The organism is Streptomyces sp. CNZ287 (genome assembly GCF_007827615.1).
Genome location: NZ_VISV01000009.1, coordinates 48,766 through 71,863, shown reverse-complemented (window position 1 = coordinate 71,863; position 23,098 = coordinate 48,766). Strand labels below are relative to the sequence as shown.

General features: G+C 74.8%; 20 protein-coding genes and 1 pseudogene. 7 read left to right on the top strand and 14 right to left on the bottom strand.

Annotation, left to right across the window (positions count from 1 at the left end; translation table 11 throughout):
* Positions 1-41: 41 nt before the first annotated feature.
* Complete coding sequence (locus FB457_RS17885; protein WP_145782393.1) at positions 42-1,178, bottom strand: MMPL family transporter; 1,137 nt, start codon at positions 1,176-1,178, stop codon at positions 42-44.
* Here FB457_RS17885 and FB457_RS17880 point away from each other — a divergent pair.
* Positions 1,116-1,643 carry a LuxR C-terminal-related transcriptional regulator gene (locus FB457_RS17880; protein ID WP_347615127.1) on the top strand — a complete coding sequence of 176 codons (528 nt, stop codon included), beginning with the start codon at positions 1,116-1,118 and terminating at the stop codon, positions 1,641-1,643. The two genes, FB457_RS17885 and FB457_RS17880, sit on opposite strands and share 63 nt — an antisense overlap.
* A gap of 30 nt (positions 1,644-1,673) precedes the next feature.
* Here the strand turns inward: FB457_RS17880 and FB457_RS17875 are convergent, their stop codons facing one another.
* Together FB457_RS17875 and FB457_RS17870 are read right to left on the bottom strand one after the other, a co-directional pair.
* Positions 1,674-2,057 carry a hypothetical protein gene (locus tag FB457_RS17875; protein WP_145782392.1) on the bottom strand — a complete coding sequence of 128 codons (384 nt, stop codon included), beginning with the start codon at positions 2,055-2,057 and terminating at the stop codon, positions 1,674-1,676.
* Positions 2,058-2,096: 39 nt separating this feature from the next.
* Complete coding sequence (locus FB457_RS17870; RefSeq protein WP_047019063.1) at positions 2,097-2,552, bottom strand: PaaI family thioesterase; 456 nt, start codon at positions 2,550-2,552, stop codon at positions 2,097-2,099.
* Positions 2,553-2,703: 151 nt separating this feature from the next.
* On the opposite strand from FB457_RS17870, the gene FB457_RS17865 reads away from it, so the two are divergent.
* Both FB457_RS17865 and FB457_RS17860 read left to right on the top strand, forming a co-directional pair.
* On the top strand, positions 2,704-4,116 hold the full coding sequence (locus tag FB457_RS17865; protein ID WP_047019062.1) for a hypothetical protein: 1,413 nt from the start codon (positions 2,704-2,706) through the stop codon (positions 4,114-4,116).
* 160 nt (positions 4,117-4,276) lie between these two features.
* On the top strand, positions 4,277-6,130 hold the full coding sequence (locus FB457_RS17860; protein WP_145782391.1) for an alpha-L-fucosidase: 1,854 nt from the start codon (positions 4,277-4,279) through the stop codon (positions 6,128-6,130).
* 56 nt (positions 6,131-6,186) lie between these two features.
* Here the strand turns inward: FB457_RS17860 and FB457_RS17855 are convergent.
* The 3 genes and pseudogenes from FB457_RS17855 to FB457_RS17845 all read right to left on the bottom strand — a co-directional run.
* Positions 6,187-6,369, bottom strand: a pseudogene (locus FB457_RS17855) (4-hydroxy-2-oxovalerate aldolase); the annotation flags it as partial.
* Positions 6,370-6,771: 402 nt separating this feature from the next.
* Positions 6,772-7,350, bottom strand: coding sequence for a riboflavin biosynthesis intermediates N-glycosidase (gene ybiA / locus FB457_RS17850; protein WP_186462000.1), 579 nt, complete (start codon positions 7,348-7,350; stop codon positions 6,772-6,774).
* Between the two features lie 103 nt (positions 7,351-7,453).
* Positions 7,454-10,618 carry an amidohydrolase family protein gene (locus FB457_RS17845; protein ID WP_145782389.1) on the bottom strand — a complete coding sequence of 1,055 codons (3,165 nt, stop codon included), beginning with the start codon at positions 10,616-10,618 and terminating at the stop codon, positions 7,454-7,456.
* Between the two features lie 307 nt (positions 10,619-10,925).
* Between FB457_RS17845 and FB457_RS17840 the strand changes: the two genes are divergently transcribed.
* The 4 genes from FB457_RS17840 (at position 10,926) to FB457_RS17825 (ending at position 14,571) form a co-directional block, all read left to right on the top strand.
* Positions 10,926-11,210, top strand: a complete 285-nt coding sequence (locus FB457_RS17840) for a cation transporter (protein ID WP_145782388.1) — start codon at positions 10,926-10,928, stop codon at positions 11,208-11,210.
* A gap of 221 nt (positions 11,211-11,431) precedes the next feature.
* On the top strand, positions 11,432-11,800 hold the full coding sequence (locus tag FB457_RS17835; protein ID WP_047019056.1) for a BlaI/MecI/CopY family transcriptional regulator: 369 nt from the start codon (positions 11,432-11,434) through the stop codon (positions 11,798-11,800).
* Positions 11,797-12,711: a M48 family metalloprotease gene (locus tag FB457_RS17830; protein ID WP_145782387.1), complete on the top strand. Its 915-nt coding sequence runs from the start codon at positions 11,797-11,799 to the stop codon at positions 12,709-12,711. Before FB457_RS17835 ends, FB457_RS17830 begins: the two co-directional genes overlap by 4 nt.
* Positions 12,712-12,834: 123 nt before the next feature.
* Positions 12,835-14,571, top strand: a complete 1,737-nt coding sequence (locus FB457_RS17825; RefSeq protein WP_047019054.1) for a VanW family protein — start codon at positions 12,835-12,837, stop codon at positions 14,569-14,571.
* Positions 14,572-14,652: 81 nt separating this feature from the next.
* On the opposite strand, the gene FB457_RS17820 is transcribed toward FB457_RS17825, so the two are convergent.
* The 8 genes from FB457_RS17820 to FB457_RS17785 are packed head-to-tail and all read right to left on the bottom strand — an operon-like array spanning position 14,653 to position 23,017.
* A complete protein-coding gene (locus tag FB457_RS17820) occupies positions 14,653-16,062 on the bottom strand; it encodes an NADH-quinone oxidoreductase subunit N (RefSeq protein ID WP_047020569.1) in 1,410 nt (469 codons plus the stop codon).
* 17 nt (positions 16,063-16,079) lie between these two features.
* On the bottom strand, positions 16,080-17,585 hold the full coding sequence (locus FB457_RS17815) for a complex I subunit 4 family protein (RefSeq protein ID WP_078898743.1): 1,506 nt from the start codon (positions 17,583-17,585) through the stop codon (positions 16,080-16,082).
* Between the two features lie 8 nt (positions 17,586-17,593).
* Complete coding sequence (locus FB457_RS17810) at positions 17,594-19,492, bottom strand: proton-conducting transporter transmembrane domain-containing protein (protein WP_145782386.1); 1,899 nt, start codon at positions 19,490-19,492, stop codon at positions 17,594-17,596.
* Entirely contained in the window at positions 19,489-19,794 is a 306-nt protein-coding gene (nuoK, locus tag FB457_RS17805) for an NADH-quinone oxidoreductase subunit NuoK (RefSeq protein ID WP_047019051.1), read from the bottom strand. Before nuoK ends, FB457_RS17810 begins: the two co-directional genes overlap by 4 nt.
* Positions 19,791-20,354 carry an NADH-quinone oxidoreductase subunit J gene (locus tag FB457_RS17800; protein WP_145782385.1) on the bottom strand — a complete coding sequence of 188 codons (564 nt, stop codon included), beginning with the start codon at positions 20,352-20,354 and terminating at the stop codon, positions 19,791-19,793. The genes nuoK and FB457_RS17800 overlap by 4 nt, the downstream gene beginning before the upstream one ends.
* 29 nt (positions 20,355-20,383) lie before the next feature.
* Entirely contained in the window at positions 20,384-21,319 is a 936-nt protein-coding gene (locus FB457_RS17795; RefSeq protein WP_145782383.1) for an NADH-quinone oxidoreductase subunit H, read from the bottom strand.
* Positions 21,312-22,664 carry a hypothetical protein gene (locus FB457_RS17790; protein WP_145782381.1) on the bottom strand — a complete coding sequence of 451 codons (1,353 nt, stop codon included), beginning with the start codon at positions 22,662-22,664 and terminating at the stop codon, positions 21,312-21,314. The genes FB457_RS17795 and FB457_RS17790 overlap by 8 nt, the downstream gene beginning before the upstream one ends.
* Positions 22,655-23,017 (bottom strand): NADH-quinone oxidoreductase subunit A, encoded by a 363-nt coding sequence (locus FB457_RS17785; protein ID WP_047019047.1) that lies wholly within the window; start codon positions 23,015-23,017, stop codon positions 22,655-22,657. The genes FB457_RS17790 and FB457_RS17785 overlap by 10 nt, the downstream gene beginning before the upstream one ends.
* Between the last annotated feature and the right edge of the window lie 81 nt (positions 23,018-23,098).

Genomic DNA, 23,098 nt, shown 5'->3' with positions numbered 1-23,098 from the left:
CACGGGGCCCGCGCCCGGCCGTTCCGGGCCGGGGGCTGGGGCTACCGTCCTGGTGGGCGGGACGGCCACCAGGTCTTCTCGCCGAGGAGGGTGACCGCCGCCGGGATCAGCAGGGAGCGTGCGAGGAAGGTGTCGATCGTGACGCCGATCGCCACCGCTATGCCGACCTCGGCGACCGTCACGTCCGGGATCTGGCCCAGGGCCGCGAAGGTGCCGGCCAGGACCAGACCCGCGGCCGTGATGACGCCGCCGGTGGCGGTGAGGCCGCGGTGGACGGCCTCGCGGGTGGGGGCGTGGCGGCGTTCCTCGCGGACGCGCTCCATCAGGAAGATCGTGTAGTCGACTCCCAGGGCGACGAGGAAGACGAAGATGTAGACGAACAGGTCCGCGGCCACGCCGCCGAAGCCCATCACGTGGTCGAAGACCAGCGCCGCCAGCCCCAGCGAGGCCGCGAACGACAGGACGTTCGCGGCCATCAGCACCAGCGGGGCGACCAGGGAGCGCAGCAGCAGGGTGAGGATGGCGGCGACGGCGAGCAGCACGAGCGGGACGATGCGTCCGGTGTCGTCCAGGGCCGCGCTGCGGTAGTCGAGCTGGACGGCGGGGGTGCCGCCGACGAGGGCGCCGTCGGTGACGCGGGCGAGGTCGGCGCGGAGCCCGCGGATGGTGTCGCGGGCGTCGTCGCCGTACGGGTCGGCGTCCAGCTCCACGCGCACGGTGGGCCGCCCGGCGACCGGGTCGCCGGCCTCGGCGGCGGCGACCCCGGGCAGGGCGGCGGCGGTGCGTTCGGCGGCAGGGAGGGTGCGGGGCGCGGCGTCGGCGGGCAGGACCACGGTCAGGGGTGCGGAGACCCCGTCGGGGAAGTGGGCGGTGAGCACCCGCTGCCCGGCGGCGGACTCGGCGGACGGCGGCACCTTGTCCAGCGGGTCGGCGGAGGTGTGCAGCCCGGTCAGGCCGGCCGCGCCGGCGGCCAGCGCCAGGGTGGTGAGGACCGGCGAGCCGGCCGCCGCGCTGCCGCGTCCCGTGCAGCTCGCGGCGTACCGGCTGATCCAGGAGTCGCTGAAACCCGCCCCGGCTTCGAAGTCGTCGGCACCGCGGGCGACGGCGACCACGCCCTGCGGCTGGCCCGCGATCTCGCGCCCGACGTCCTCATGCTCGACGTGCGCATGCCGGGCCACGACGGGCTGTGGGTGCTGGCCCGGCTCGCGGAGCACGGGCTCCTGGACCGTACGAGGGTGCTGATGCTCACGACCTTCGACATGGACGAGTACGTGGACGAGGCCCTCACCGGCGGCGCCAGCGGCTTCCTGCTCAAGAGCGCGTCGTACGAGCAGATCACCGCCGCCGTCGAGGCCACGGCCGCCGGCGACGGCGCGCTGAGCCCGAGCGTCGCCCGCCGCCTCATCCGCAGCTACGCCGCCGGCCGCCGCACCCGCCGCACGGAGCTGGACCGCGTCGCCGGCCTCACCCCGCGCGAGCGCGACGTACTCACCCTGATCGGCAAGGGGCTGAGCAACGCGGAGATCGCGGCCCGCCTCGTCGTCTCGGAGCACACCGTGAAGAGCCACGTCAGCCGCCTCCTGGCCAAGACCGGCTGCCGCGACCGCGCCCAGGCGGCCCTCCTCGCCCGCCGCATCGACTGACGCGGACCGCCGCCGCCTCCCGCGCCGCGTTCAGTCCGCGCGGCGGAAGCGGAACACCGCGTCGCCCGGGGCGCCGGTCGGGGTGGCCCGGAGGGTGTCGCCTTCGACCCGGACGTCCAGGCTCACCGGCACGTTGACCGTGACGCACGAGTTCGCCCCGGCGAAGGCGATCCGGAAGCCGTCGTCGCCGGCGGCCTCCACGGTCGCGCCGCCGCACAGGCTCGACGGCGGCGTACCGAGCGTGGCCTTGCCTCCGTCGACGCTGATCGTCGCGTTCTCCGCGAAGTGCGCGAAGCCCGCGGGCTGCGCGCCGTCGGCCGCCCACTCACCGGTGACCGGGTCGAGTTCACCGGAGCCGGAGCACCCGGCCAGCAGAGCGATCAGAACGGCACAGCCCGCCGGGACTCGGCGCATCGGGAACCCCCCACAAGGTCACGGCCAGCCTACGCGGGGTCATCGCTCCCGCGGCACACGGATCAGCGTCTGCTGGCCGTTGGCGACGAGCTTGCGCACGCCGTCGGCGCGGTGCCCGAAGACCTCGAGACCGCACACCGTCAGGGTGCGCCCGGACTTCAGCACCGTCCCCACCGCCTCCAGGTACTCGCCCACCGCGGGCGCCAGGAGGTTGATCTTGTACTCGACGGTGAGCACGTCGGCGTCCTCGGGGAAGAGCGTGTACCCGGCGTACCCGCCCGCGCTGTCCGCGATCGCGCTCGTGGCGCCCGCATGGAAGTAGCCGTGCTGCTGGGTGACTTCGGGCCGGGCCGGCAGCACGATGTGGACGCGGCCCGGCGCGATCAGGGAGATCCGCGCCCCGAGATGGCGCATCAGCCCCTGCCGGTCGAAGCTCTCCCGCACGCGCTTCTGCACCGCCGGGCTCGCTTCCCCCGACTGCGACTCGTCCTCCACGGATCTCCTCCCGACGCGGCGCGGCGCGGCCGCCGGCTCCTCTCCGGCAGCCCCGAGTGGTGGGCAGCGTATCGACGCCGCCCCTTGTCAGATGCCATTCCCACGTGAGAATCCACAGAGACACTCACCTCACGGACCGCAGGAGCGCCGCATGACCTCTTCGCACCGTCTGTCCCGCCGCCATCTCCTCGGCGCCGGCGCCGCCGCCGGCGCCGCCGCGGCCCTCGGGCTGCCGGCCGCCGCCCGGGCCGCCGGAAGGGCCGCCGCCCCCGGCGGGGTGGTGCCGATCGACTGGGCCCGGATCGGTTCGTACGGCGCCGACGACGACGCCGGACGGCGGGTCAAGGCGATCCTGGCGGGCAGCGCGCGGTATCTCATCGGCCCCTGGTACGCCGGGACTTACCGCTCCTACCTCCCCGACGGCTACATCGACCTCCGCGGCACCGACGAGCGTGCCATCCGCCTGCCCGCCATGGCCGCGGTCGCCGCCACCACCGCCCTGGTCACCGGCGTCTACGACCCGCGCACCCTCTCCGCCGCCAACGCCACCATCCGCACCCGCAACCTGATCCGCACCATCGCGGCCCGCCACCTGGCCAACAACACCAATCCCGCCACCCGTTGGGGCAACGCCTGGCAGAGCGCCCTGTGGGCGTACTACACCGCCCTCGCCGGCTGGCTCTTCTGGGACGAGCTGGACGACCAGGAGCGCGGCCACCTCGCCGCGATGACGGCCTGGGAGGCGGACCGGCTCACCACCGGCAACGACGTCCACCTCATCGGCACCTCCGGCGAACAGCTCTACGAGAAGCGCCGCGACGGCACCGCCGTCACCCCCGGCGACAGCAAGGCGGAGGAGGACAACTGGAGCGCAGCCGTCCTCTCGCTGGCCGAGGCCATGATGCCCGGCGACCCGCGCGCCCCCGTCTGGGCGCGGCGCAACATCGAACTCCTGCTGGCCGCCGCCGCCTGCCCCGCGGACCTCACCGGCGGCGAGACGATCAACGGCATCGAGCTGTCCACCTGGCTCCAGGGCACGAACATCGCCGACGACGGCACCCTGGACAACCATCACATCCTGCACCCGCTCTACATGGTCGCGTTCGACCAGAGCCTCTACGAGGGCTTCGTCTACGGCCTCGCGGGGCGCGCCGCACCGCGCGCCGCCCTGCACAACATCACCCGCGTCTACTCCGCCCTCGTCGACCTGCCCTTCCCGGCCCCCGACGGCACCATGAAGACCATCTACCAGCCGCGCAGCGGCGAGATCTACTACCCCGAGGGCAACGACTGGGGCACCCACTTCCCCTTCTACTTCGGCAACTTCGACCTGCTGGTCTCCCTCACCGCCCAGGACACCGGCATCGACCCGGCCGCCGCCTCCTGGGAGCGCCGCCACAACGAGGAGCAGCTCGCCATGATGGGCCGGTTCGACGACGGCCGCACGTACGGCCCGTCCGGCGAGAACACGTACTACGGCCGCGAGCACCGCATCGGCGCGATGGCGGGCCAGGCGTTCCTCACCCTCCACCTGGCCAGAAAGGACAAGCTGCGCTTCACGTAGCCCGGGCACTGCGGGGGCCTGAACGGGCCCCCGCAGATCGAGACATCGGATCTATCACCCACAACTCTCCACCCCTGCCAGTAGATTATCGATGCGCCGCCCATTGACATCCGATGTATCGGTTCCTACCTTCCGGGTCATCCGATGAATTGGAGCCGCGATGCACACCCCTCGCCCCCGCATCACGCGGAGAGTCACCGCACTGCCCCTGCTCGTCGCCGCCGCACTCGCCGCCGCCGCGCTGCCCGCCGGCGCGGCGGCCGCGCCCTCCGCCGCACCCGCCGCCGCACCGCCCGCGAGCGGTCCCGGGACCGATCACGCCGTGGACGACCCCTTCACGTCCGAGCGGACGAGCTGGTTCCGGCAGGACCGGTTCGGGATGTTCATCCACTTCGGCGCGTACTCCAACCTGGAGGGCGAGTACACCCGCCCCGACGGCAGCGTCTGCCGCGACGCCGAGTGGATCAAGCGGCAGTGCAGCATCCCGAACGAGGAGTACGAGAAGCAGGCGGCGACCTTCGACCCCGCCGACTTCGACGCCGAGGCCGTCGTCGGGGCGGCCAAGGACGCCGGCATGCGCTACATCGTCATCACCTCGAAGCACCATGACGGCTACGCGATGTGGCCGACGAAGGTCAACTCGTGGAACCTGCGCGACCACTCGGCGTTCGACAAGCGCCGGGACATCATGGCCGAGCTGAAGAAGGCCGCGAAGGAGGCCGGCATCAAGCTCGGCTTCTACTACTCGATCTGGGACTGGCACGACCCGGACTTCGCCGACCCGGCGACCTTCCCGCGGTACGAGAAGCGCATGTACGCCCAGCTCAAGGAGCTGGTCGACAACTACGATCCGGCGCTGCTGTGGTTCGACGGCGAGTGGGAGACGGACAGGCCGCACAACCCCTGGACCGCGCAGGACGGCGAGCGGCTGGAGACGTACCTCCGCGGACTCGACCCCGACCTCGTCGTCAACAACCGGGTCGGCAAGCGCCGGGTGACCGACGGCGACTACGGCACCCCGGAGCAGGAGATCCCGGGCGCGCCCGTCGACGGGCAGCTCTGGGAGTCCTGCATGACCCTCAACGGCCACTGGGGGTACGCCCGTTACGACGAGAACTGGAAGTCCAGCGCCTCGCTCGTACGCAACCTGCTCTCCACCGCCTCCCGCAGCGGCAACTACCTCCTCAACGTCGGCCCCGACGCCCGCGGCCGCGTTCCGGAGCCCTCGGTCCAGCGGCTCGGCGAGATGGGCGACTGGCTGCGCACCGCCGGCCAGGGCGACGCCGTCTACGGCGCCGGGTTCGGCGGGCTGGTCGAGCAGCCCGACTGGGGATACGTGAGCCGCAAGGGCGACAAGCTCTACGCCTCCGTCACCACGTGGCCCGCCGGCGGCGGCGCCCTGCACCTCAAGGCCCGTACGGACATCGACGTGAAGTCGGCCCGCGTGCTCGGCTCCGGCCAGCAGGTCACGGTCACCGAGGCCGGCGACGGCTACGACCTCACCCCCGCCGGCAGCGCCACCAACGAGGCCGCCACCGTCATCGAGCTGACCGTCGACCCCGGCCCGACGGCCGCACCGGGCCGCGGCACCGGCCTGAAACAGGAGGTCTACGACAACCCCGCGCTCACCGGCACGCCGAAGGTCACCCGCACCGACGCGGACATCAACCACAGCTGGAAGTACACCGGTTCACCGGCGAAGAACATCCCGGCCGACGGCTTCGGCGTCCGCTGGACCGGCAGCGTCGAACCTCGCCGCTCCGAGACGTACACCCTGACCACGGTCTCGGACGACAACGTGCGCGTCTGGCTCGACGGCAAGCTGGTCATCGACAACTGGACGCCGCACGGCGTCAGCGTCGACAAGGCCCAGGTCGACCTCAAGGCGGGCACCCGCCACTCCCTCAGGGTCGAGTACGCGGAGCAGACGGGCGACGCCCACATGAAGCTCCTCTGGTCCAGCCCGGGCCAGGACCAGCAGATCATCCCGCGGCAGCAGCTCTATCCGAACTGACCGCCGCGGCCGAGAGGGACGCCCCCGCCGCGGCTGCGGCGGGGCGTCCCCCGCGGTCACGTCCCGGCCAGGTCCAGGGCGATGTCGGTGATCATGTCCTCCTGGCCGCCGACCAGCCCCCTGCGGCCCACTTCCACCAGGATCGTGCGGGTGTCCAGGCCGTAGCGGGCCGCCGCCGACCCCGCGTGGCGGAGGAAGCCGGAGTACACGCCCGCGTGGCCCAGGGTCAGGGGGCCGCGGCGGGCTTCAGCTCCGCAACCCCGCGCAGCCCGCCCGGGGCCCTGCGCCGTTCCCTCCGGCTCCGTCAACTCCCCCTGCAGATCAGCGGTGTTCCGCGCGGTACGGCTCCGGCGCCGGCCGGCCGCGGCGGAACCGTACCGCGACGAGCACCACGTCGGGCACGGCGGAACCGACGTCCCGGGTCCTCCAGGGGCCGCGCCCTTTCACGGCAGCGGCGGTGCACGCCGCCTCGCCGCCCGCGCAGACGCTCGGCACCGACTGCTGCAACGGCGTTGCCGGACCTCCGGCACCCGGGAGAGTCCCGCTCGTCACCCGCGGAGAGCTGCTCGGAAGCGGCGTCCCGCGGCCCACTCCCGCCCCCGCGGGCGGCCGGCAGCGGGAAAGGGCCCGGTCAGGGCGGCCTACGACCCGGCTGCCGCGGCCCGCGCGGCGAGCGTGGCCCGTACCTCCATGAGTGCGAAGCCCAGCAGGTTCAGCCCCCGCCACGCACCGGGGTCCTGCGCCCGGTCGTCGGTGGCGGCCAGGCCGATGCCCCAGACGCGGTCGACCGGGCTCGCCTCCACCAGGATCCGGCTGCCGGTGCCGAGGAGGTACGCGCCGAGGCCGGGGTGCCGGCCGAACTTGGCCAGGTTGCCGCGTACCACCGCCGCGAAGCGGTGCTCCTCCCACACCGCCTCGTCGAACCCCCGCACCTTCCGGCCCTCGGCCTTCGCCGCCCCGGGGTGGCGGGTCGCGAGTATCCGCGCCACCGCCGCCTCGTCACCGAACAGCCGCGCCTTGGCCGCCATCATCCAGTGCTCGGCGGTCGCGTACCCCACGCCGTCCACCTCGAACTCCACCGGCCACCACTGGCTGAGGCAGGCCGCGTCGACCACGTCCTGGCGCTTGGGGCGGTGCCCCCAGAAGTACAGGTACTTCAGCTTGCGCCCCTCCTCCGCAGCGGCACGCAACTCCGCGACGGAGCCCGGCAGTTCACCCACGGGCCCACTCCTCCCCTGTCCCCGACCCCGCGTCGGAGTTCCCGCACCAGGATGGGCCCCGGCCCTCCCCGCGGGGAGGGCCGGGGCCCGGTTCCGGCCCGGGCTACAGGTCCGTGTCGCAGCAGCCGTCGCGGCGCATGAGGCGGCCGACGTCCAGCCAGTCCTGGCCGGCGCGCGGGGTCGCCCGCGGTTCGAAGGAGCGCACCAGGTCCTCCTGCGCGAACTGCCTGCCGCCGCGCAGGACCGACTCGGTGCGTACCAGGGTGGCGAAGTCCGTGAACGGGTCGCCGTCGATCACCGTCACGTCGGCGTACTTGCCCGGCTCCAGCGTGCCGAGGTCCTTCGCCGCGCCGAAGGCCCGGGCCGGGAGCACCGTGGCGGTGCGGAGCGCCCCGGCCGCGGAGAGGCCCGCGCGGTGCAGGGCGCGCAGGGCGAGGTGGAGGTGGAGGCCCACGGGGACGAGCGGCTGGTCGGTGCCGAGGGCGACGGTGCCGTCCGCGGCCAGGATCCGGCGGTAGACGTCCGTCTCCGTGGCCAGGGTCCGCAACTCCGCCTCGCTGGGCGGCTGTCCGGCGCGCTGCGTGACCGCCGCGGTGTCCCACGGCGGCATGAGCACCGTCACCCGCGGGTCCTCGGCCAGCGCCGGGTCGGCGCCGAGGAGCGGGAGCGCGGTGAAGGGGGTGGCGATGAGGTGGAAGTCGCCGGTGGCGGCGTAGATGTCGACGAGATCGGCGTACGCGCGGCCCGAGGCCGTCGTCGCGTGGCCGAACTCCAGCCGCTGCGTGGCCTGCAGATGGGTCGTCAGGTCCTGGCCGAGCTGTATGCCCGGCGAGCACAGGTGGCTGCCGCTGCGTACCCCCAGCCGCTCGTGCGCGAACGCCGCCGCCTCCGCCATCACCCAACCGGGCGCGCGCACATACGTCTTGACGAAGTCCCAGTCCAGCCCCTCCGCCCGCGCCAGCGAGCGCCGCAGCCCGGCCCGGGTGCCGTGGGCGCGGCCCATGCTGTACGCGACGCGCGCGCCGTCGAGCAGTTCGCCGGTGGCCAGCAGCCGGGGGCCCGCCAGTTCGCCGGCGTCGGCGGCCTCGCGGATGCGGGCCTGTTCGTAGGCGAAGCCGCCCAGCGACACGGCGGTGGTGATGCCGTACGCGAGTTGCAGCGCGGTCTGCCGGCCGCCGTAGGTGGACTGCCAGGGGTGGATGTGGGCGTCCCAGAGCCCGGGGATGACGGTGCGTGCGGAGGCGTCGACGCGGCGTTCCGCGGGGCGGCCGGCGCGGTGCGGTTCCACTGCGGTGACGCGGCCGCGGCGGATGACGAGATCGGCGTCGTCGCGTACGGCGTCGGAGGTGCCGTCCCAGAGCCGCCCGGCGTGCACGACGGTGTCGGGTGCGACGGGGCGGCGGTAGTCGAGCGGGATGCGGACCGTGCGGGCGGAGCCGGAGGCGACGTCGGCGATACGGACGCGCCCCGCCGACAGGTACGCCACCTGCCGGCCGTCGCCGGAGAACGACGGATGGTCGGCGGCCTCGTCGGTCAGTTGCCGCGGGTCGCCGTCCGGGGTGCCGTCGGGCCGTACGGGCAGCAGCCACAGCGCGGACTCCGCGACCACCGCCAGCCACCGGCCGTCCGGCGACCAGACGGGGCCCGAGTCGTAGCGGTCGGAGATCGAGGTGTGCGGGGAGACGGGGTGGAGGCGGGCGGCGCCGGTGGCGGCGTCGACGAGGCGGATGAGGTTGTAGCCCTCGCGGAAGCGCTGGTTGAGCCGGTTGCGGTCGCAGAGCGCGAGGGAGCGCCCGTCCGGCGACCAGCTCGGGCGGCCCGGCAGCCCGCCCGCACCCAGCGGCGCGGCGAGCACCTTCTCCGTACCGGAGGCGAGGTCGGTCACGACGAGGTTGCCGGTCATGTCGATGCACGCGAGCCGCGTTCCGTCCGGGGAGAGTGCGGGGAAGACCCGGCCGCCCTCGGCGAGTACGGTCTCCTCGCCGGAGTCGAGGTCGCGGCGGCGGACGGCGAAGAGGCCGTCCCTGTCGTCGGCGTAGACAAGGCCGCGGCCGTCGGGGGTCCAGGCGGGGGCGAGCACGTAGCGGGTCTTCTCCGCCTGGAGGACCTTGCGCGGCCTGCCGCCGCCGGTGACGTCCGCGGTCCAGAGCGCGCCGAGGGCGCAGAACGCCAGCCGGCGGCCGTCGGGCGACAGCGCGGGCAGGTGGACGGCGCGTACCGGGCGGACGCCGCCGTCGGCGAAGTCGTACGCCTTGGTGCGGTACCGCGGGCGGTCGACGGGCAGTGCGGCGGCGAAGGGGATGGTCTCCGGCCCGGCGGGGGCCGCGGGGTTCACGATGCGGAACTGGCCGCCGGCGGTGAGGAGCAGCGCGTCGCCGGAGATCCAGCGGGGCGGTACGGGCGACACGTCCGCGTCGCCGAGGTCGACGGGCGCGCCGTCGACGACGAGCGTGCACGATGCCGAAGGTGCGGCCGTCGTACGGAGGTACGCGAGCCGGCCGCCGGGGCCGACCGCCGGGGTCATCACCTGCGCCCCGGTGCTCTCCGTGTGCTCGGTGCGCACCTCACCCGTGCCGTCCGCGGCCACGGAGGCGACGGTGCGGGCCGCGAGCGTCCCGCCGTCGCCGACCGCGGCGCGGACGAAGAACACCCGCGCGCCGTCCGGCGACCAGGCCGGGTCGAAGTCCTCCCAGGCGCCGCCCTGGTGGGGGCCCTGCTGGTCGGGCAAGCCGGTGACCTGGGTGAGTTCGCCGGTGGCGACCGTGAGGATCCAGATGCGGTACGGGCTGCCGGCCACCGGGTCGCCGCCGCGCTCCGAGCAGAACGCGAGGCGGCCGCCGTCGGGCGACCAGGCGGGCGCGCGGTCGTCGTGGGGCCCGTCGGTGAGCTGGGTGAGTCCGGAGCCGTCGGGCCGCAGGGTCCACAGGTGGAAGCCGCCGCCGCGGTAGGCGCACACGACCAAGCGGCTGCCGTCGGGCGCGAACTGCGGCCGGTTGGGCTCCAGTCCCGCGGTGGTCAGAGCGGTCGCCTTGCCACCCTTTCGAGGGATCGACCAGAGGACGTTCTGCACTTCGGCGACGAGGCGGTCGCCGGCCGGGGCGAGGGTGGCGGAGCCGTTGGTGGCGGCGGTGAAGGAGAGGGTGCCGGCGGCGGCGCGCGGGGCGGCGGCGGCCGGGGTGTCGAGGACGGCGCCGGCGGTGGCCGCGGTGGCGGCGGCCGTGGCCTGGAGGAAGCGGCGGCGGGAGAGGTCGAAGAGCTCGGCGTCCAAGGGTCCTCCCGGGACTCGTTCGGTACAGGAGCAGTACGGGACGCTACGGAGGAGTTCAGGTCGATACGGACCGATCGAGCGGGCGGTCCTGCGGAACGCCCGTCCGTCAGTTGTACGCCGCGGAGCGCGGGTGTTGTAGACCGCCACCGGTGCCGGTGGGGCGGATGGTGTCCGGGCGCGGGGCCGCTCCCGGCTTCCGGCGGAGATCGAACAGCGACTTGCTAATACCCCCTAGGGGTATTAGCCTCGGGCGAGTGAGTGCGGCACACGCCCCTCGCGTTCCACCTGTCATTCCGGAGGAAGAACCATGAGCGAAGGAAACTCCTGCTGCTCCACCGACGGCAGTTGCGGCGGCGGCGCCACCACCGAGGCCGCCCCGCAGACCGGCACCGTCTTCACCGTCAGCGGCATGACGTGCGCGCACTGCGAGGCGTCCGTCACCAAGGAGATCTCCGCCCTCCCCGGCGTGACCTCCGTCAAGGCCGACGCCGCCACCGGGACGGTCTCCGTCCAGGCGGGAGCGGCGCTCGACGACGCGCAGGTGCGCGGCGCGGTCGAGGAGGCGGGCTACGAACTGGTGGGCCGGGCCTGATCCGCGGCGCGGGCCGGGCGGTGATCCCACCGCCCGGCCCGCGGCCGTCTCCCCCAACACCGGAGCACGAGCGACCGCTTGACGCGGCCCCCCGCACGCGAAACGCTAAATTCCTTAACGGCCGCCGACGCGCCGGCCCGGTTCCCTGCCGGCGCGACGAGTACGATGAGGCCGCGCCGATGCCGCGGCCCACCGCAGGGCCGGGCCCGAAGGGAGCGAGCGTGCGACGTCTGGGTGAGCTGGAGGCGGAGATCATGGAACGCCTCTGGGGCTGGGGGCGGCCCGCGACGGCGCGCGACGTCCTCGCGGACCTGAACAAGACGCGGCCCCTCGCCTACAGCACGGTCAAGACAGTCGCCGACATCCTGCACCGCAAGGGCGTCCTCCGGCGCGCGAAGAACGGCAGGGCCTGGGTGTACGAGCCGACTTTGACCCGCCAGGAGTACACCGCCGCGCTGATGCAGGACGCGCTCGGCAGCAACCCCGACCCGGCGGGCGCCCTGATGAGCTTCGTGGAGCAGATGTCGTCGGCGGACGTCGACGCGCTGCGCTCCGCCCTGCGGTCGGCGAAGCGGCGGGCCGGTCCTTGACCACCGTCCTCGCGCTGGTCGCGTACGCCGCCCTCGCCGGGGTGGTGGCACCGTACGCGCTGGCCGGGGCGCGGTGGGCGTACCGGGCGCCGAAGGCCGCGGTGGTCGTCTGGCAGGGGCTGATGGCGGCGTTCGTCGTCACCACCGCGTCCGCCGGCTACCAACTGGCCCTCGCCGAGCAGCACATGCACGACGGCCTCGTCGGACTGCTCAGCGTCTGCGGCCTCTCCCGGGCCGCCACCGGCAGCCCCGCGCCGACCACGGCGGACGCCCTGCTCCTGCTGCCGCCGCTCGTCGTCGTCCTCATGCCGACCGGCTGGCTGCTGCACTGCCTCCGGCGGACGGGGCGCGTGCGGCGCCGCTCCCTCGACATGCTCGCGCTCGTCGGCCGCCAGGACCCCGAGTACGGGGTGACGGTGGTGGACCACCCCGCCGCGGCCGTCTACTGCCTGCCCGGCAGGTCCGGGCGCATCGTGGTGACACAGGGCGCCCTCGACGTGCTGACCGACGCGCAGTTGCGCGCCGTCCTGGCCCACGAACGCGCCCACCTCGACGGCCGCCACCACCTGCTGCACGCCACCACCCGCGCATTCCGGTGCGCCTTCCCGGGTCTGCCGCTGGCCGGGCTGGGCCGCGAACAGACCGCGCTGTTGCTGGAGATGATCGCGGACGACCGCGCGATGTCGTCGCACCCGCGCGACGTCCTGGCGACCGCGATGTACGAGGTCGCGGCGGGCCAGGCCCCGGAGGCGGCGTTCGGCGCCGGCGGCCCGGGGGCGCTGATCCGGCTGCGCCGGATGCTGGCCCCGCAGCACAAGCCGCGCCGGGTCACCGGCTGGAGCCTGGTCGCCGCCTCCCTCGCCGCACCGTTACTGCCGCTGCTGCTCGCCTGCGCCCCGGCGCTGGGCTGACCTGCGCGGGGCGGCAGCCCCGGCCACCGCCACCCCACCGGGCCGAGGTGTCACAGGCGTCCGCTAAGGTAATTAGCGGAAAACAGCCGACGGCCAGAGGTCGAGCCACGCAGAGGAGAGTTCGTGCTCCCTTCCCCGGGTCGCGAGGCGCCCGACAGTCCGCCCGCCGGCCGTTACCGGCGCCCGCTGGTGGCGGGCGTCGCGGCCGCGGCCGTCTTCGGCTTCCTCTACGTCCTCGGCCTGCTCGTCGGCGGTGACGACATACCCTCGGGGACCCGCGTGCTCGACCTCGACATAGGCGGCATGAGCCGGGCGGAGGCGGCGGAGAAGCTGGAGCGGAACTGGGCGGAGCTGGTGCCGGACCGCCTGCCCGTGCGCATGGGCGACGAGACCGGCGAGCTCGGCTCCCGGGCGGCGGGCGTCACGCTGGACGCCGAGGCGACCGTGGACGACGCCGCGCAGTCCGGCTCCGGCCCGTTCACCGTCATAGGCAGGCTCTTCTCCGGGGGCGGGGGTGACGTCGAGCCGGTGATCCGCGTGGACGGGGAGAAGAGCCGCGCGGCGCTCGCCTCCCTCGCCGAGTCGTACGACCGTGAGGTGCGCGACGGCTCGATCACCTTCCACGGCGGCGAGCCCACAGCCGTGCAGCCGCGGGCCGGCAGGTCGCTCGACGTGGACGGGGCACTGGCGGAACTTCAGGCCGCGGCCCCGGACCGTGAGGACGGCCCGCTGGCGCTCCCGGTGCGCGAGGTCGAGCCCGCGGTCGGCGCGGAGGAAGTCGACCGCGCCATGGCCGGGTTCGCCGCTCCGGCCATGTCCGGGCCGGTCACGCTCACCGTCCGGGGCGGCGGTGAGATCGAGATCGCCCCGGAGGTGCTGGGCGAGCATCTCGCGATGGAGCCGGACGGCTCGGACCGGCTGACGCCCCGGCTCGACGGCCGCGGGCTCTTCCGCGCGTCCGAGGTGGCGGCCCAGGTGGAGCAGGTCTCCGGCGAGGCCGAGAACGCCAGGCTGCGCTGGGACGGCGAGCGGGTCGTGGTGGCCACCGAGGCAGCCGAGGGCCGCGAGATCACGCAGGAGGCGCTGGCGAAGGCCGTGCTGGAACTGCTGCCCGGGGAGGGTGCGGACGCCCGTACGGGGCCGGTGGCCACCCGGGTCGACCAGCCGCAGCTCACCGGCGAGAACGCCGGCCGGCTGGGCATCAAGGAGCAGATGTCGGCCTTCACCGTCGAGTTCCCGCCGGCCCCGTACCGCACGCAGAACGTCGGCCAGGCCGCGAAGCTGATCGACGGCTCGGTCGTCATGCCGGACGATACCTGGAGCTTCAACGACACCGTGGGCGAGCGGACGGAGGCCAACGGGTTCGTCGAGGGGATCATCATCCTGGACGGCAAGTACACGCGGGCCACCGGCGGCGGGGTCTCGGCGGTCGCGACCACCGTCTTCAACGCCGCCTTCTTCGCGGGCGTCGACTTCGAGGAGTACGGGGCCCACTCGTTCTACATCGAGCGCTACCCGGAGGGCCGGGAGGCGACCGTGGCCTGGGGCAGCCTCGACCTCACGTTCCGGAACGACTCGGGCAACGCCATCTACGTGGAGGCGAGCGCCACGGAGGACTCCGTGACGATCTCCTTCCTCGGCACCCGGAAGTACGACGAGATCGAGTCGGTCAAGGGCCCGCGGACCAACGTGGTGGAGGCGGGCACCCGCAAGGGCGACGCGGACGCCTGCGAGCCGCAGACCCCGCTGGAGGGCTTCGACGTCGAGGTGGAGCGGATTTTCAAGTCCGGCGGCCGGGAGGTCGACCGGGAGTCGTTCAAGACGACGTACACCCCGCGCGACAGCGTCACCTGCGAGTGAGCCCGCGCCGGGCGCGGCCGGCCGTCGGGTGGCCGGCCGTCGGGTGGCAGGTCGGCGGGTGGCAGGTCGGCGGGCGGCCGGTCAGCGGGTGAGCGGTCCGCCGAGGAGGTCCAGGACCGGCCCTGCGGCGACGCCGAGGGCGACGGAGACGGCGGCCGCGGCGTAGGCGGTCAGGGCGGCGGGCCTGACGAGCGGCCGCGGTCCGGACCCTGCGGCGGCGGCGAACGCCGGGCGGATCCAGCGCAGGTAGTAGAAGAGGGACGCCACGGTGTTGACCGCGGCGAGGACGGCGAGCCAGAGGTAACCGCCGTCGACGGCCGCGGTGAGGACTTCCAGCTTGCCGAGGAAGACCGCGGTGGGCGGGGTGCCCAGGAGCCCGAGGAGGCAGACGGCGAGGCTGAGCGCGAGGCCGGGGTGGGCGCGCAGCAGGCCGCGGTAGTCCGCCAGGGTGCGGGCGTGCGGCAACGCGCAGACGACGGCGAAGGCGCCGAGGTTCGTCACCGCGTAGCCGGCGAGGTAGAACAGCAGCGCCCGCTGGGCACCGTCGGCGCGGGTGGCCACGGCGACGGGCAGGAGCAGGTAGCCGACCTGGCTGACGGTGGAGTAGGCGAGCAGCCGTTTGACGTCGGTCTGGAAGAACGCGGCGAGGTTGCCGAGCGTCATGGACGCGGCGGCGAGCACCGCGACCAGTTCGTCCCAGGGCACGTCGGTGCCGGCGAGCGGCACGGCGGCCAGCCGGTGGAGCGCGGCGAGGGCGCCCACCTTGGGCAGAGTGGTGAGCAGCGCCGCGGCGGGCGCGCTGCTGCCCTCGACGGCGTCGGGCACCCAGAAGTGTCCTGGCACGGCGCCGGTCTTGAAGAGCAGCCCGGCCAGCAGCCCGACGGTGCCGGCGGTCACGAGGACGGCCGGGGCGCCGGGCAGCGCGTCGCCGAGCGCGGGGTACGCGCTGGCGCGGCCGGCCGCGTACAGCACGGTGATGCCCGCGAGCATGACGACGCCGAGCAGGGCGCCGGTGACGAAGTACTTCAGCGCCGCCTCGGTGCCGGGGGCGTCCCTGCGGAAGCCGGCCAGGGTGTACGAGGGAACGCTCGCCAGCAGGTACGCGGCGGCGAGCAGCAGCAGGTCCTGGGCGCCGGCGAGCATCAGGGCGCCCAGGGCGGCGAGTTGGACGAGGACGTGGAACTCGCTCTCGCGCGCGTCGCCGCGGAAGGGCGCGAAGCCGAGCAGCAGCACGGTCACGGTGCCGGCGAGGATGACGATGCGGCCGGCCGAGGTCACGGTGTCGACGGCGAAGGCACCGTCGAAGGCGGCCATGGGCCCGCCGCCCGCCGCCACGGCCGCCGCGGCGATCCCCGCGGTACAGGCCGCCAGGCCCAGCGCGCCGACCAGCCACTGCCGCCGCCGCGGCAGCCAGGCGCCGAGCAGCAGGCCGAGCACCGCGGAGCCGGCGAGGAGCACTTCGGGCAGCAGGTCGAGCGGGTTCTCGTCCATGCCGGTCGCCGTCCCGCTCACCGGGCGACGAGCTCCAGCACGCCGCGCGAGAACGGCTCGATGACGTCGAGGACGAAGCGCGGGAAGACGCCGAGCACGACGGCGAGGGCCAGCAGCGGGACGATCGCCGCCGCCTCGTGCGCGCGCAGGTCGGGGAACGGCCGCGGCGTGCCGGGCGAGTCGGGCAGCCGCAGCGGCCCGAGGAAGATCCGCTGCAGCGCCCGCACCAGCAGCGCTGCGGTCAGCAGGATGCCGAGCACGGCCAGCGCGGTCGCCACCGGGCGCGGGCCGAGGCTGCCGGCGAGGATCTGGAACTCGGCGATGAAGCCGGAGAACCCGGGCAGCCCGAGGGAGGCGAAGACGGCGACCCCGGTGAGCGCGGCGAAGGCCGGGGCGCGGGCGGCGACGCCGGAGTAGGCGCCCATGGCGTACGTGCGGCCGCGCTCGTGCAGCACGCCGGCGAGGAGGAACAGCGCGCCGGTGAGCAGCCCGTGGCTCACCATCTGGTACGTCGCCCCGGTCACGGCGAGACGGCGGGCGGCCGCGGTCTCCTCGCCCAGAGCGGCGGCGGCGCCGAGCGCCAGGAGGATGTATCCCATGTGGTTGACCGAGGTGTACGCGATCATGCGCTTGAAGTCCGTCTGCGCCAGGGCCACCAGTGCCCCGTAGAGCACGGAGACGACGCCGACGACCACGAAGACGGCCGCGTACGTGCGCCACGACCCCGGCAGCAGCGGCATCGCGATGCGCAGGAACCCGAACGTGCCCATCTTCAGCAGCACCCCGGCCAGGATCGCGGAACCGGCCGCCGGGGCCTCGGTGTGGGCCGGGGGCAGCCAGGTGTGGAACGGCACCGTCGGCGTCTTGACCGCCAGGCCGAGGCCGATCGCCAGCAGCACCAGGGCGCCGTAGCCGGACCGCCCGGCCAGCGGGTTCTCCCCGGCCAGCGCGACGATGTCGAACGTGTGCGGCGTGGCGGCCAGATACAGGCCGATGAAGCCGAGGAGCAGCGCGAGCGAGCCGGAGAAGGTGTAGAGGAAGAACTTCTGCGCGGCGCGGGCGGCGCCCGGGTGGCCCCAGCCGGCGATGACGAAGTACATCGCGACGATCGACAGGTCGAAGAAGACGAAGAAGAGGATGAGGTCGAGCGAGGCGAAGAGGCCGAGGCAGGTGGTCTCCAGGAAGAGGAAGAGGGCGGCGAACTCCCGCACCCGGCGGGTCTCGCGCAGCGCGTACAGCGCGCAGGCCGGGAAGAGGACGGCGGTGAGGGCGAGCAGCGGAAGCGACAGGCCGTCGACGCCGATGTGGTAGCCGATGCCGGCGCTGGGGATCCAGCGGGCGTTCGTCTCGTACTGGATGCCGCCGCCGGGGTCGTAGCCGAGCCACAGCGCGACGGTCAGCGCGAGGACGGCGGCGGACACGGCTGCCCAGGCGAGGAGGAAGACCCGGCGGCCGGCGGCGCGCGGTACGCACAGCAGCGCGCCGGCCGCGGCGGCGGGGACGAAGACGATGGCCGTGAGCACGGGGGCGGTCACCTCACGAGGACGAAGACGGCGGCGAGGACGGTGAAGGCCGCGACGGCCTGGGCGAGGTAGGTGTGCACCTGGCCGGTCTGCGGGCGGCGGGCGAGCCGGCCCAGCGCGCGGCTCAGGGCGCCGATGCCTTCGACGGCGCCGTCGACGGCCGCCTCCGCACCGCGGTCGGCGCCGCCGGCGAGCCGGACGGTGCCGCGGGCGAGGCCGTCGACGCCGCGGTCGAGCACCCGGTCGTCGAAGGCGGCCAGCGCGGCGGCGAGGCGGCACACGGGGCGTACGAGGAGGGCGCGGACCCCTGCCTCCAGGCCGAGCCAGGCGGACGCGGCGGCGGTGACCCGCGCGGGCAGGGGGCTGCGGCGGTCGCCCCACGCCCAGGCGGCGGCGGCCGCGGCGAGGGCGAGGGCGGCGGAGAGCGCCAGCTCCCAGGCGTACGGGGCGGCTTCGCCGCCCGCGCCGATCCGGTCGGCGACGGCGGCGCGCGGCCCGGGCAGGGCGAGGACGGCCAGGGCGGCGACGGCGAGGGCGAGCGCGGCGAACGCCGCCGCCCCGGGCACGGGGAGAGCGCGGGGGCCCTGTGGCCGGCCTTCGCGTCGTCCGGCCGCCGCCGGTGCCGGGACCGGGAGCCGTACGGGTCCGGGCGGGCGCCATACGTACCAGAGGGCTTTGACGGCGTAGACCGCGGAGACGACGGCCGCCGCCAGACCCGCCGCGTACAGCGCCGGGCTGGTCTCCAGCGCCCCGGCCAGCAGCAGGTCCTTCGCCGCCCACAGCGACAGCGGCGGCACCCCGGCCAGGCTCAGGGCGGCCACGGTGAACGCCGCGCCTCCGATCCGGTTCCGCCGGGCGGCGCCGCGCAGCGCGGGCAGCGTACCGGCGCCGAACGCCGTCAGCCAGAAGCCGGCCACGAGGAACGCCAGGCTCTTCGCCGCGGCGTGCGCCATGAGTTGCAGGGTGCCGCCGGTGGTCGCGCTCGCGCCCGCGGCGAGCACCATGAAGCCGATCTGGGCGCAACTGGACGCGGCGAGGAGCTGCTTGAGGTCGCGCTGCGCCACCGCGACCAGGCCGAGGGCGAGCGCGGTGGCCGCGCCGGTCCAGGCCACCGCGTCGTCGCCCCAGCCGGAGGCGGCGAGCAGCGGCTGCAGCCGCAGCAGCAGGTACGCGCCGGCGACGACCATCGTCGCGGAGTGCAGCAGCGCCGAGACGGGACTCGGGCCCCGCATGGCGCGCGACAGCCAGAAGCTGTACGGGAGTTGCGCGGACTTGCCCAGCGCCGCGGCGACGACGCCCGCGGTCAGCAGGTGCAGCCAGGGGGCGGGCACCTCGTGCAGCCGGTCGAGCGCGAGACCGGACGCCTGGCCGGCGGCGAGGGCCGCACCCGCGGCGAGGTAGAGCCCCAGGTCGGCGGCCCGGGTGGTCACATACGCGACGCCCGCCGCTTCGGCCCCTGCCGGATCGTGCCACCGGAAGCCGATCAGCGCCCAGGAGGTGGCGCCCATGAACTCCCAGCCCATCAGCAGCGCCGGCAGGGTCGTGGCGGTGACGGTGACGAGCATGGCGCCGCCGAACAGCAGCATGAGGCCGAAGAAACGGGCGCGCGGCTGCCCGGCGCCGATGTCGCCGGCGCTGAAGACGAGCACGGCCAGGGTGACGGCGGCGACGGTCACCGCCATCGGCCCGGACAGCCCGTGCGCGCCGAGCCCGAACGGCAGCCCCGCCAGCAGCGGCGCCCGCACCGCCGCCGGGACCGCGGCGGCGTAGCCGGCCAGGGCGAGCACGGCGGCGGAGGTGGCGACGGCGACGGCGGGCGCGAACCGGTCGGTCCGGCGCCCGATCGCGGCGAGCAGCGTCCCGGCGGCGAGCGGCAGGGCGACGAGCGCCCAGAGCGCCGCGCTCACCCCTTCAACTCCGCGGCGTCGTCGGTCATGTCGACCTCGCGGCACCGGAACAGGGCCGTGACCACGGCGAAGCCGACGGCCATCTCCACCGCCATCACGGTGACGGCCAGCACGACGAGCACCTGCCCGTCGGTGGCGGCGGGCGCGACGAAGTGCCAGACCGCGGCGGCGGCGAGGATGACGCCGCCGAGCATCAGCTCCAGACCCATCATCAGCATCACGACGGACTGCTGGGAGAGCGCGCCGAACAGCCCGACGGAGAACAGCGCGGCGGCCACGAGCAGGAGCGGCTCCAGCGTCACCGGCGCGCCCCGGGGCGTACGGGATCGGCGGGGCGGCGGGCGCGCAGGTCGTCGCCGAAGCGGTCGTACCGGCCGCGGCCGGTGGCGAGCACGACGGTGGCGACGATGGTGGCGAAGAGCGCGAGGCCCAGCGTCATCATCGTCAGCATGTGCGGGCCCATCAGCGACTCGCCCAGGGCCATCGTCGGGTCGTCGTCCGGCTTCCCGTGCCGCCCCGGCCAGGGGGCCAGCAGGATGCCGGCGGCCAGCAGGACGAAGACGGCGGCGCTGACCGCCGCCGCGCCCCGCTTGTTGTGCAGCATCGACATGGGCAGCAGCCCGGCCGGGTTCATCATGAACATCACCATGAACAGGGCCATGATGGACATCTCGATCGTCATCATGAGGATGACGACCACGCCCAGGTAGTCGAGGCCGAGCCGGAGGACCAGGCCGCCGACGCACAAGAGGGACAGCAGCAGGGCGTACGTCGCCCGGGCCATGGAGTCGAAGCGGAACACCATCGCCCCGCTCGCCAACGCCGTCACGGCGAGCACCCAGAACACCGCGTCATCGGGCATCGGTCCGGCCTCCTTCCCTCATCGGTCTCTCATCGGCTCAGGACGACGACGGCGACGGCCAGCGCCTGCAGCAGCGTCACCGGCACGAGCACCATCAGCGCGAACTCCACGTAGCGCTCCATGCGCAGCGTCGGCAGCAGCCGCCTGCCGGCCACCAGCAGGCCGAGCACCGCGGCCGTCTTCAGCAGCGTCCACGCCCACGCCGGCAGCCACGGCCCGTGGCCGCCGCCGAGGAACAGCGGCACGCTGAACCCGGCCGTGACCACCAGCAGCAGCCACCGCCCGGCCAGCAGCACCAGCCGGTCCACGCCCGCGTACTCGGCGGCGGCACCGCCCGCGGCGTCCCGCCCGAGGGGGTGGTCGAACGGGCCCCAGAAGGCCATCGCCAGCGCGCTGAGGAGGAACACGGCGAACGCCGCCGGCATCCACACCGCGAACCACAGCCCCCGCTGCGCCGCCACCACCTCGCCGACCCGCAGCGACTCCGCGCCGAGCGCCGCGGTGGTGAGCGCGAACATGTGCGGCAGCTCGTAGGCCAGGCCCTGGGCGAGGAAGCGATAGCCGCCGATCAGCGACAGCGCCGAGTTCGGTCCCCAGCCGGCCAGCCACACCGCGGCCCACGCCAGCGCCTCCATCGCGTTGAACCACACCACGCCCACCACCGGATCCGTGACGGCCCGGAACCCCCACGGGAGCACGGCGCCGGCGAGCACGGCGGACACGGGGACGAGCGCGATCCCCATGCGGCCGAGCCACGGATCATCCACGGTCGTACGCCGCGGCTGCTGGCCCAGCAGCCGCAGTCCCGCGCGCAGCGGCGCCGGCGCGGCGCGCAGGGGGCGGCCCCGGCGGCCGCCTCCCGCCGCGGCGGCCAGCACGGCGTCGAAGCCGGCGACGAGGGCCGCCGCGGCGGCGAGAGCGAAGGGCAGCAGCACGACGGCCCACACGGGCGCGGTGTCAGCCACGGACGACCACCGCCAGTTCGTCGAGGTCGGGGTCGAGGCTGGCCACGATCACGCGGGCGGACGTGAACTCGGCGCCGCGCAGCAGGTCGGGCAGGACGTCCAGGAGCGCCCGCGACGGCGGCCGCGGGCCGTCGAGCCGCCCGCGCGGGCCGTCCTGGCCGTACCGTGCCAGGGGCCGGTCGTCGTCGACGCCGGCGGCGTGGCGCGCAGCCTCGTCGAGCCAGGTGAGCAGCCGGTCGTACGCGTCACCGTCGGCGGCCAGCGCGGGACCCGTCACCCCGGACCGCCGCGCCCGCGCGGCGGGCAGCGCGCCGAGCCCGGCCGTCGACGCCCGCAGCACGCGCGACCGGCGCACGCGCCGTCCGAGCCGCTCCAGCCCCGCACTCCACACCCGGGCCGGCACCCCGTCGAGCACGGCGTCGCGCAACCGGCGGGCGCGGGCGGCGGGATCGGGCCATCCGGAGACCGCGAGCAGCCGCGCGATGCTGTCCAGATGCGCGGCGCAGCACCGCCGGTGGGCGGCGCCGCGCACGACGTCCTCACCGCGGGCCGCCCGCAGCCACGGCTCGTCCCAGTACGGCAGCTCCTCCGCGGCGGGCGTGGCGGTACGCACCCCGGCGTGCTGCACGACGTCCCCTTGCAGGGCGACGTCGAGCACGAGCCCGGCGGGCCAGTCGGCGAGCCCGGGCCCGAGCGGCAGGTGCAACCGGTCGAGCCGGAGCCCGTCGCGGTCGTCGGCACGTTCGGCCATGGGCAACCCGGCGACGGGGCCGGCGTGACCGAGATGCGCCGCGTGAGCATCGTGCGCACCGTGGCCGCCGGGGGGCTCGTGGGCGTCATGGCCATCAGCGCTCTCGTGCCCCGTGTGCCCCTCGTGGCCGGGTTCGCCTCCGTGGCCGCGGTTGTCCTCCCCGCCACGGGGGCCCTCGTGGGTGCCGTGGTCTTGGTGAGCGGCGTGCCCCGCACCGGGCCGCCTGCCCGCGGCGCCCTCCCCCGGGCCCACCTCACCGGCCACACCCCCGCCGCTGCCTCCGGCGGGTGCCGCCAGCGTCCGCAGCAGTCCGTCCAGCGCCGTCTCGACGCCTTCCGCTCCGGTCACCGTGGACCGGGACTTGGGGTACGGGATCTGCCGCCAGAGCGCGTCCGTCCACTCCCCCGCCCCGGCGCCGCCCGCCCCGACGACCAGCAGCCCGCTCGCCGCCGCCGGGCTCGCGGCCACCGGCCAGCCACGCCGCCGCAGCCCCGCCTCCACCGCCAGCCGCGTCTCCGTACCACCGGGGTGGACGGCCAGCAGGACGGCGGGATGCCGGGTCCCCGTGCGGCGCAGCGCTTCCCTCAGGCCCACCGCAGCGCGCCCTCGCGCCAGGCGTAGACGACGGCCGCGAAGAGGATGCCCAGAAAGAGGAACATCTCGACCACGGCCGGCGTGCCCATCTCGCTGACGACGCGCACCCACGGGTACATGAAGAGCATCTCCATGTCGAACGCCAGGAAGATCATCGTCACGGGATACCAGCGCACGTGGAACCGGGAGAACGCGTGCTCCGCGGGCGGCAGTCCGCCGCTGAACGGCCCCGACACCAGCGCCCCCGGCCCGCCCCGCAGCCACGCGCCCAGCCCGTGCAGCGCCGCGACCCCGCCGATCACCACGCCGAGCAGCACCGCCACCGGCTCCCATACCGCCACGCCGAGCATCATGCCCGACACACACCGTGACCGCCGGACGCCACGGCCGACCGCGAAGGGTGATGCGCCGTCATCTCAACGGATAGGCACACC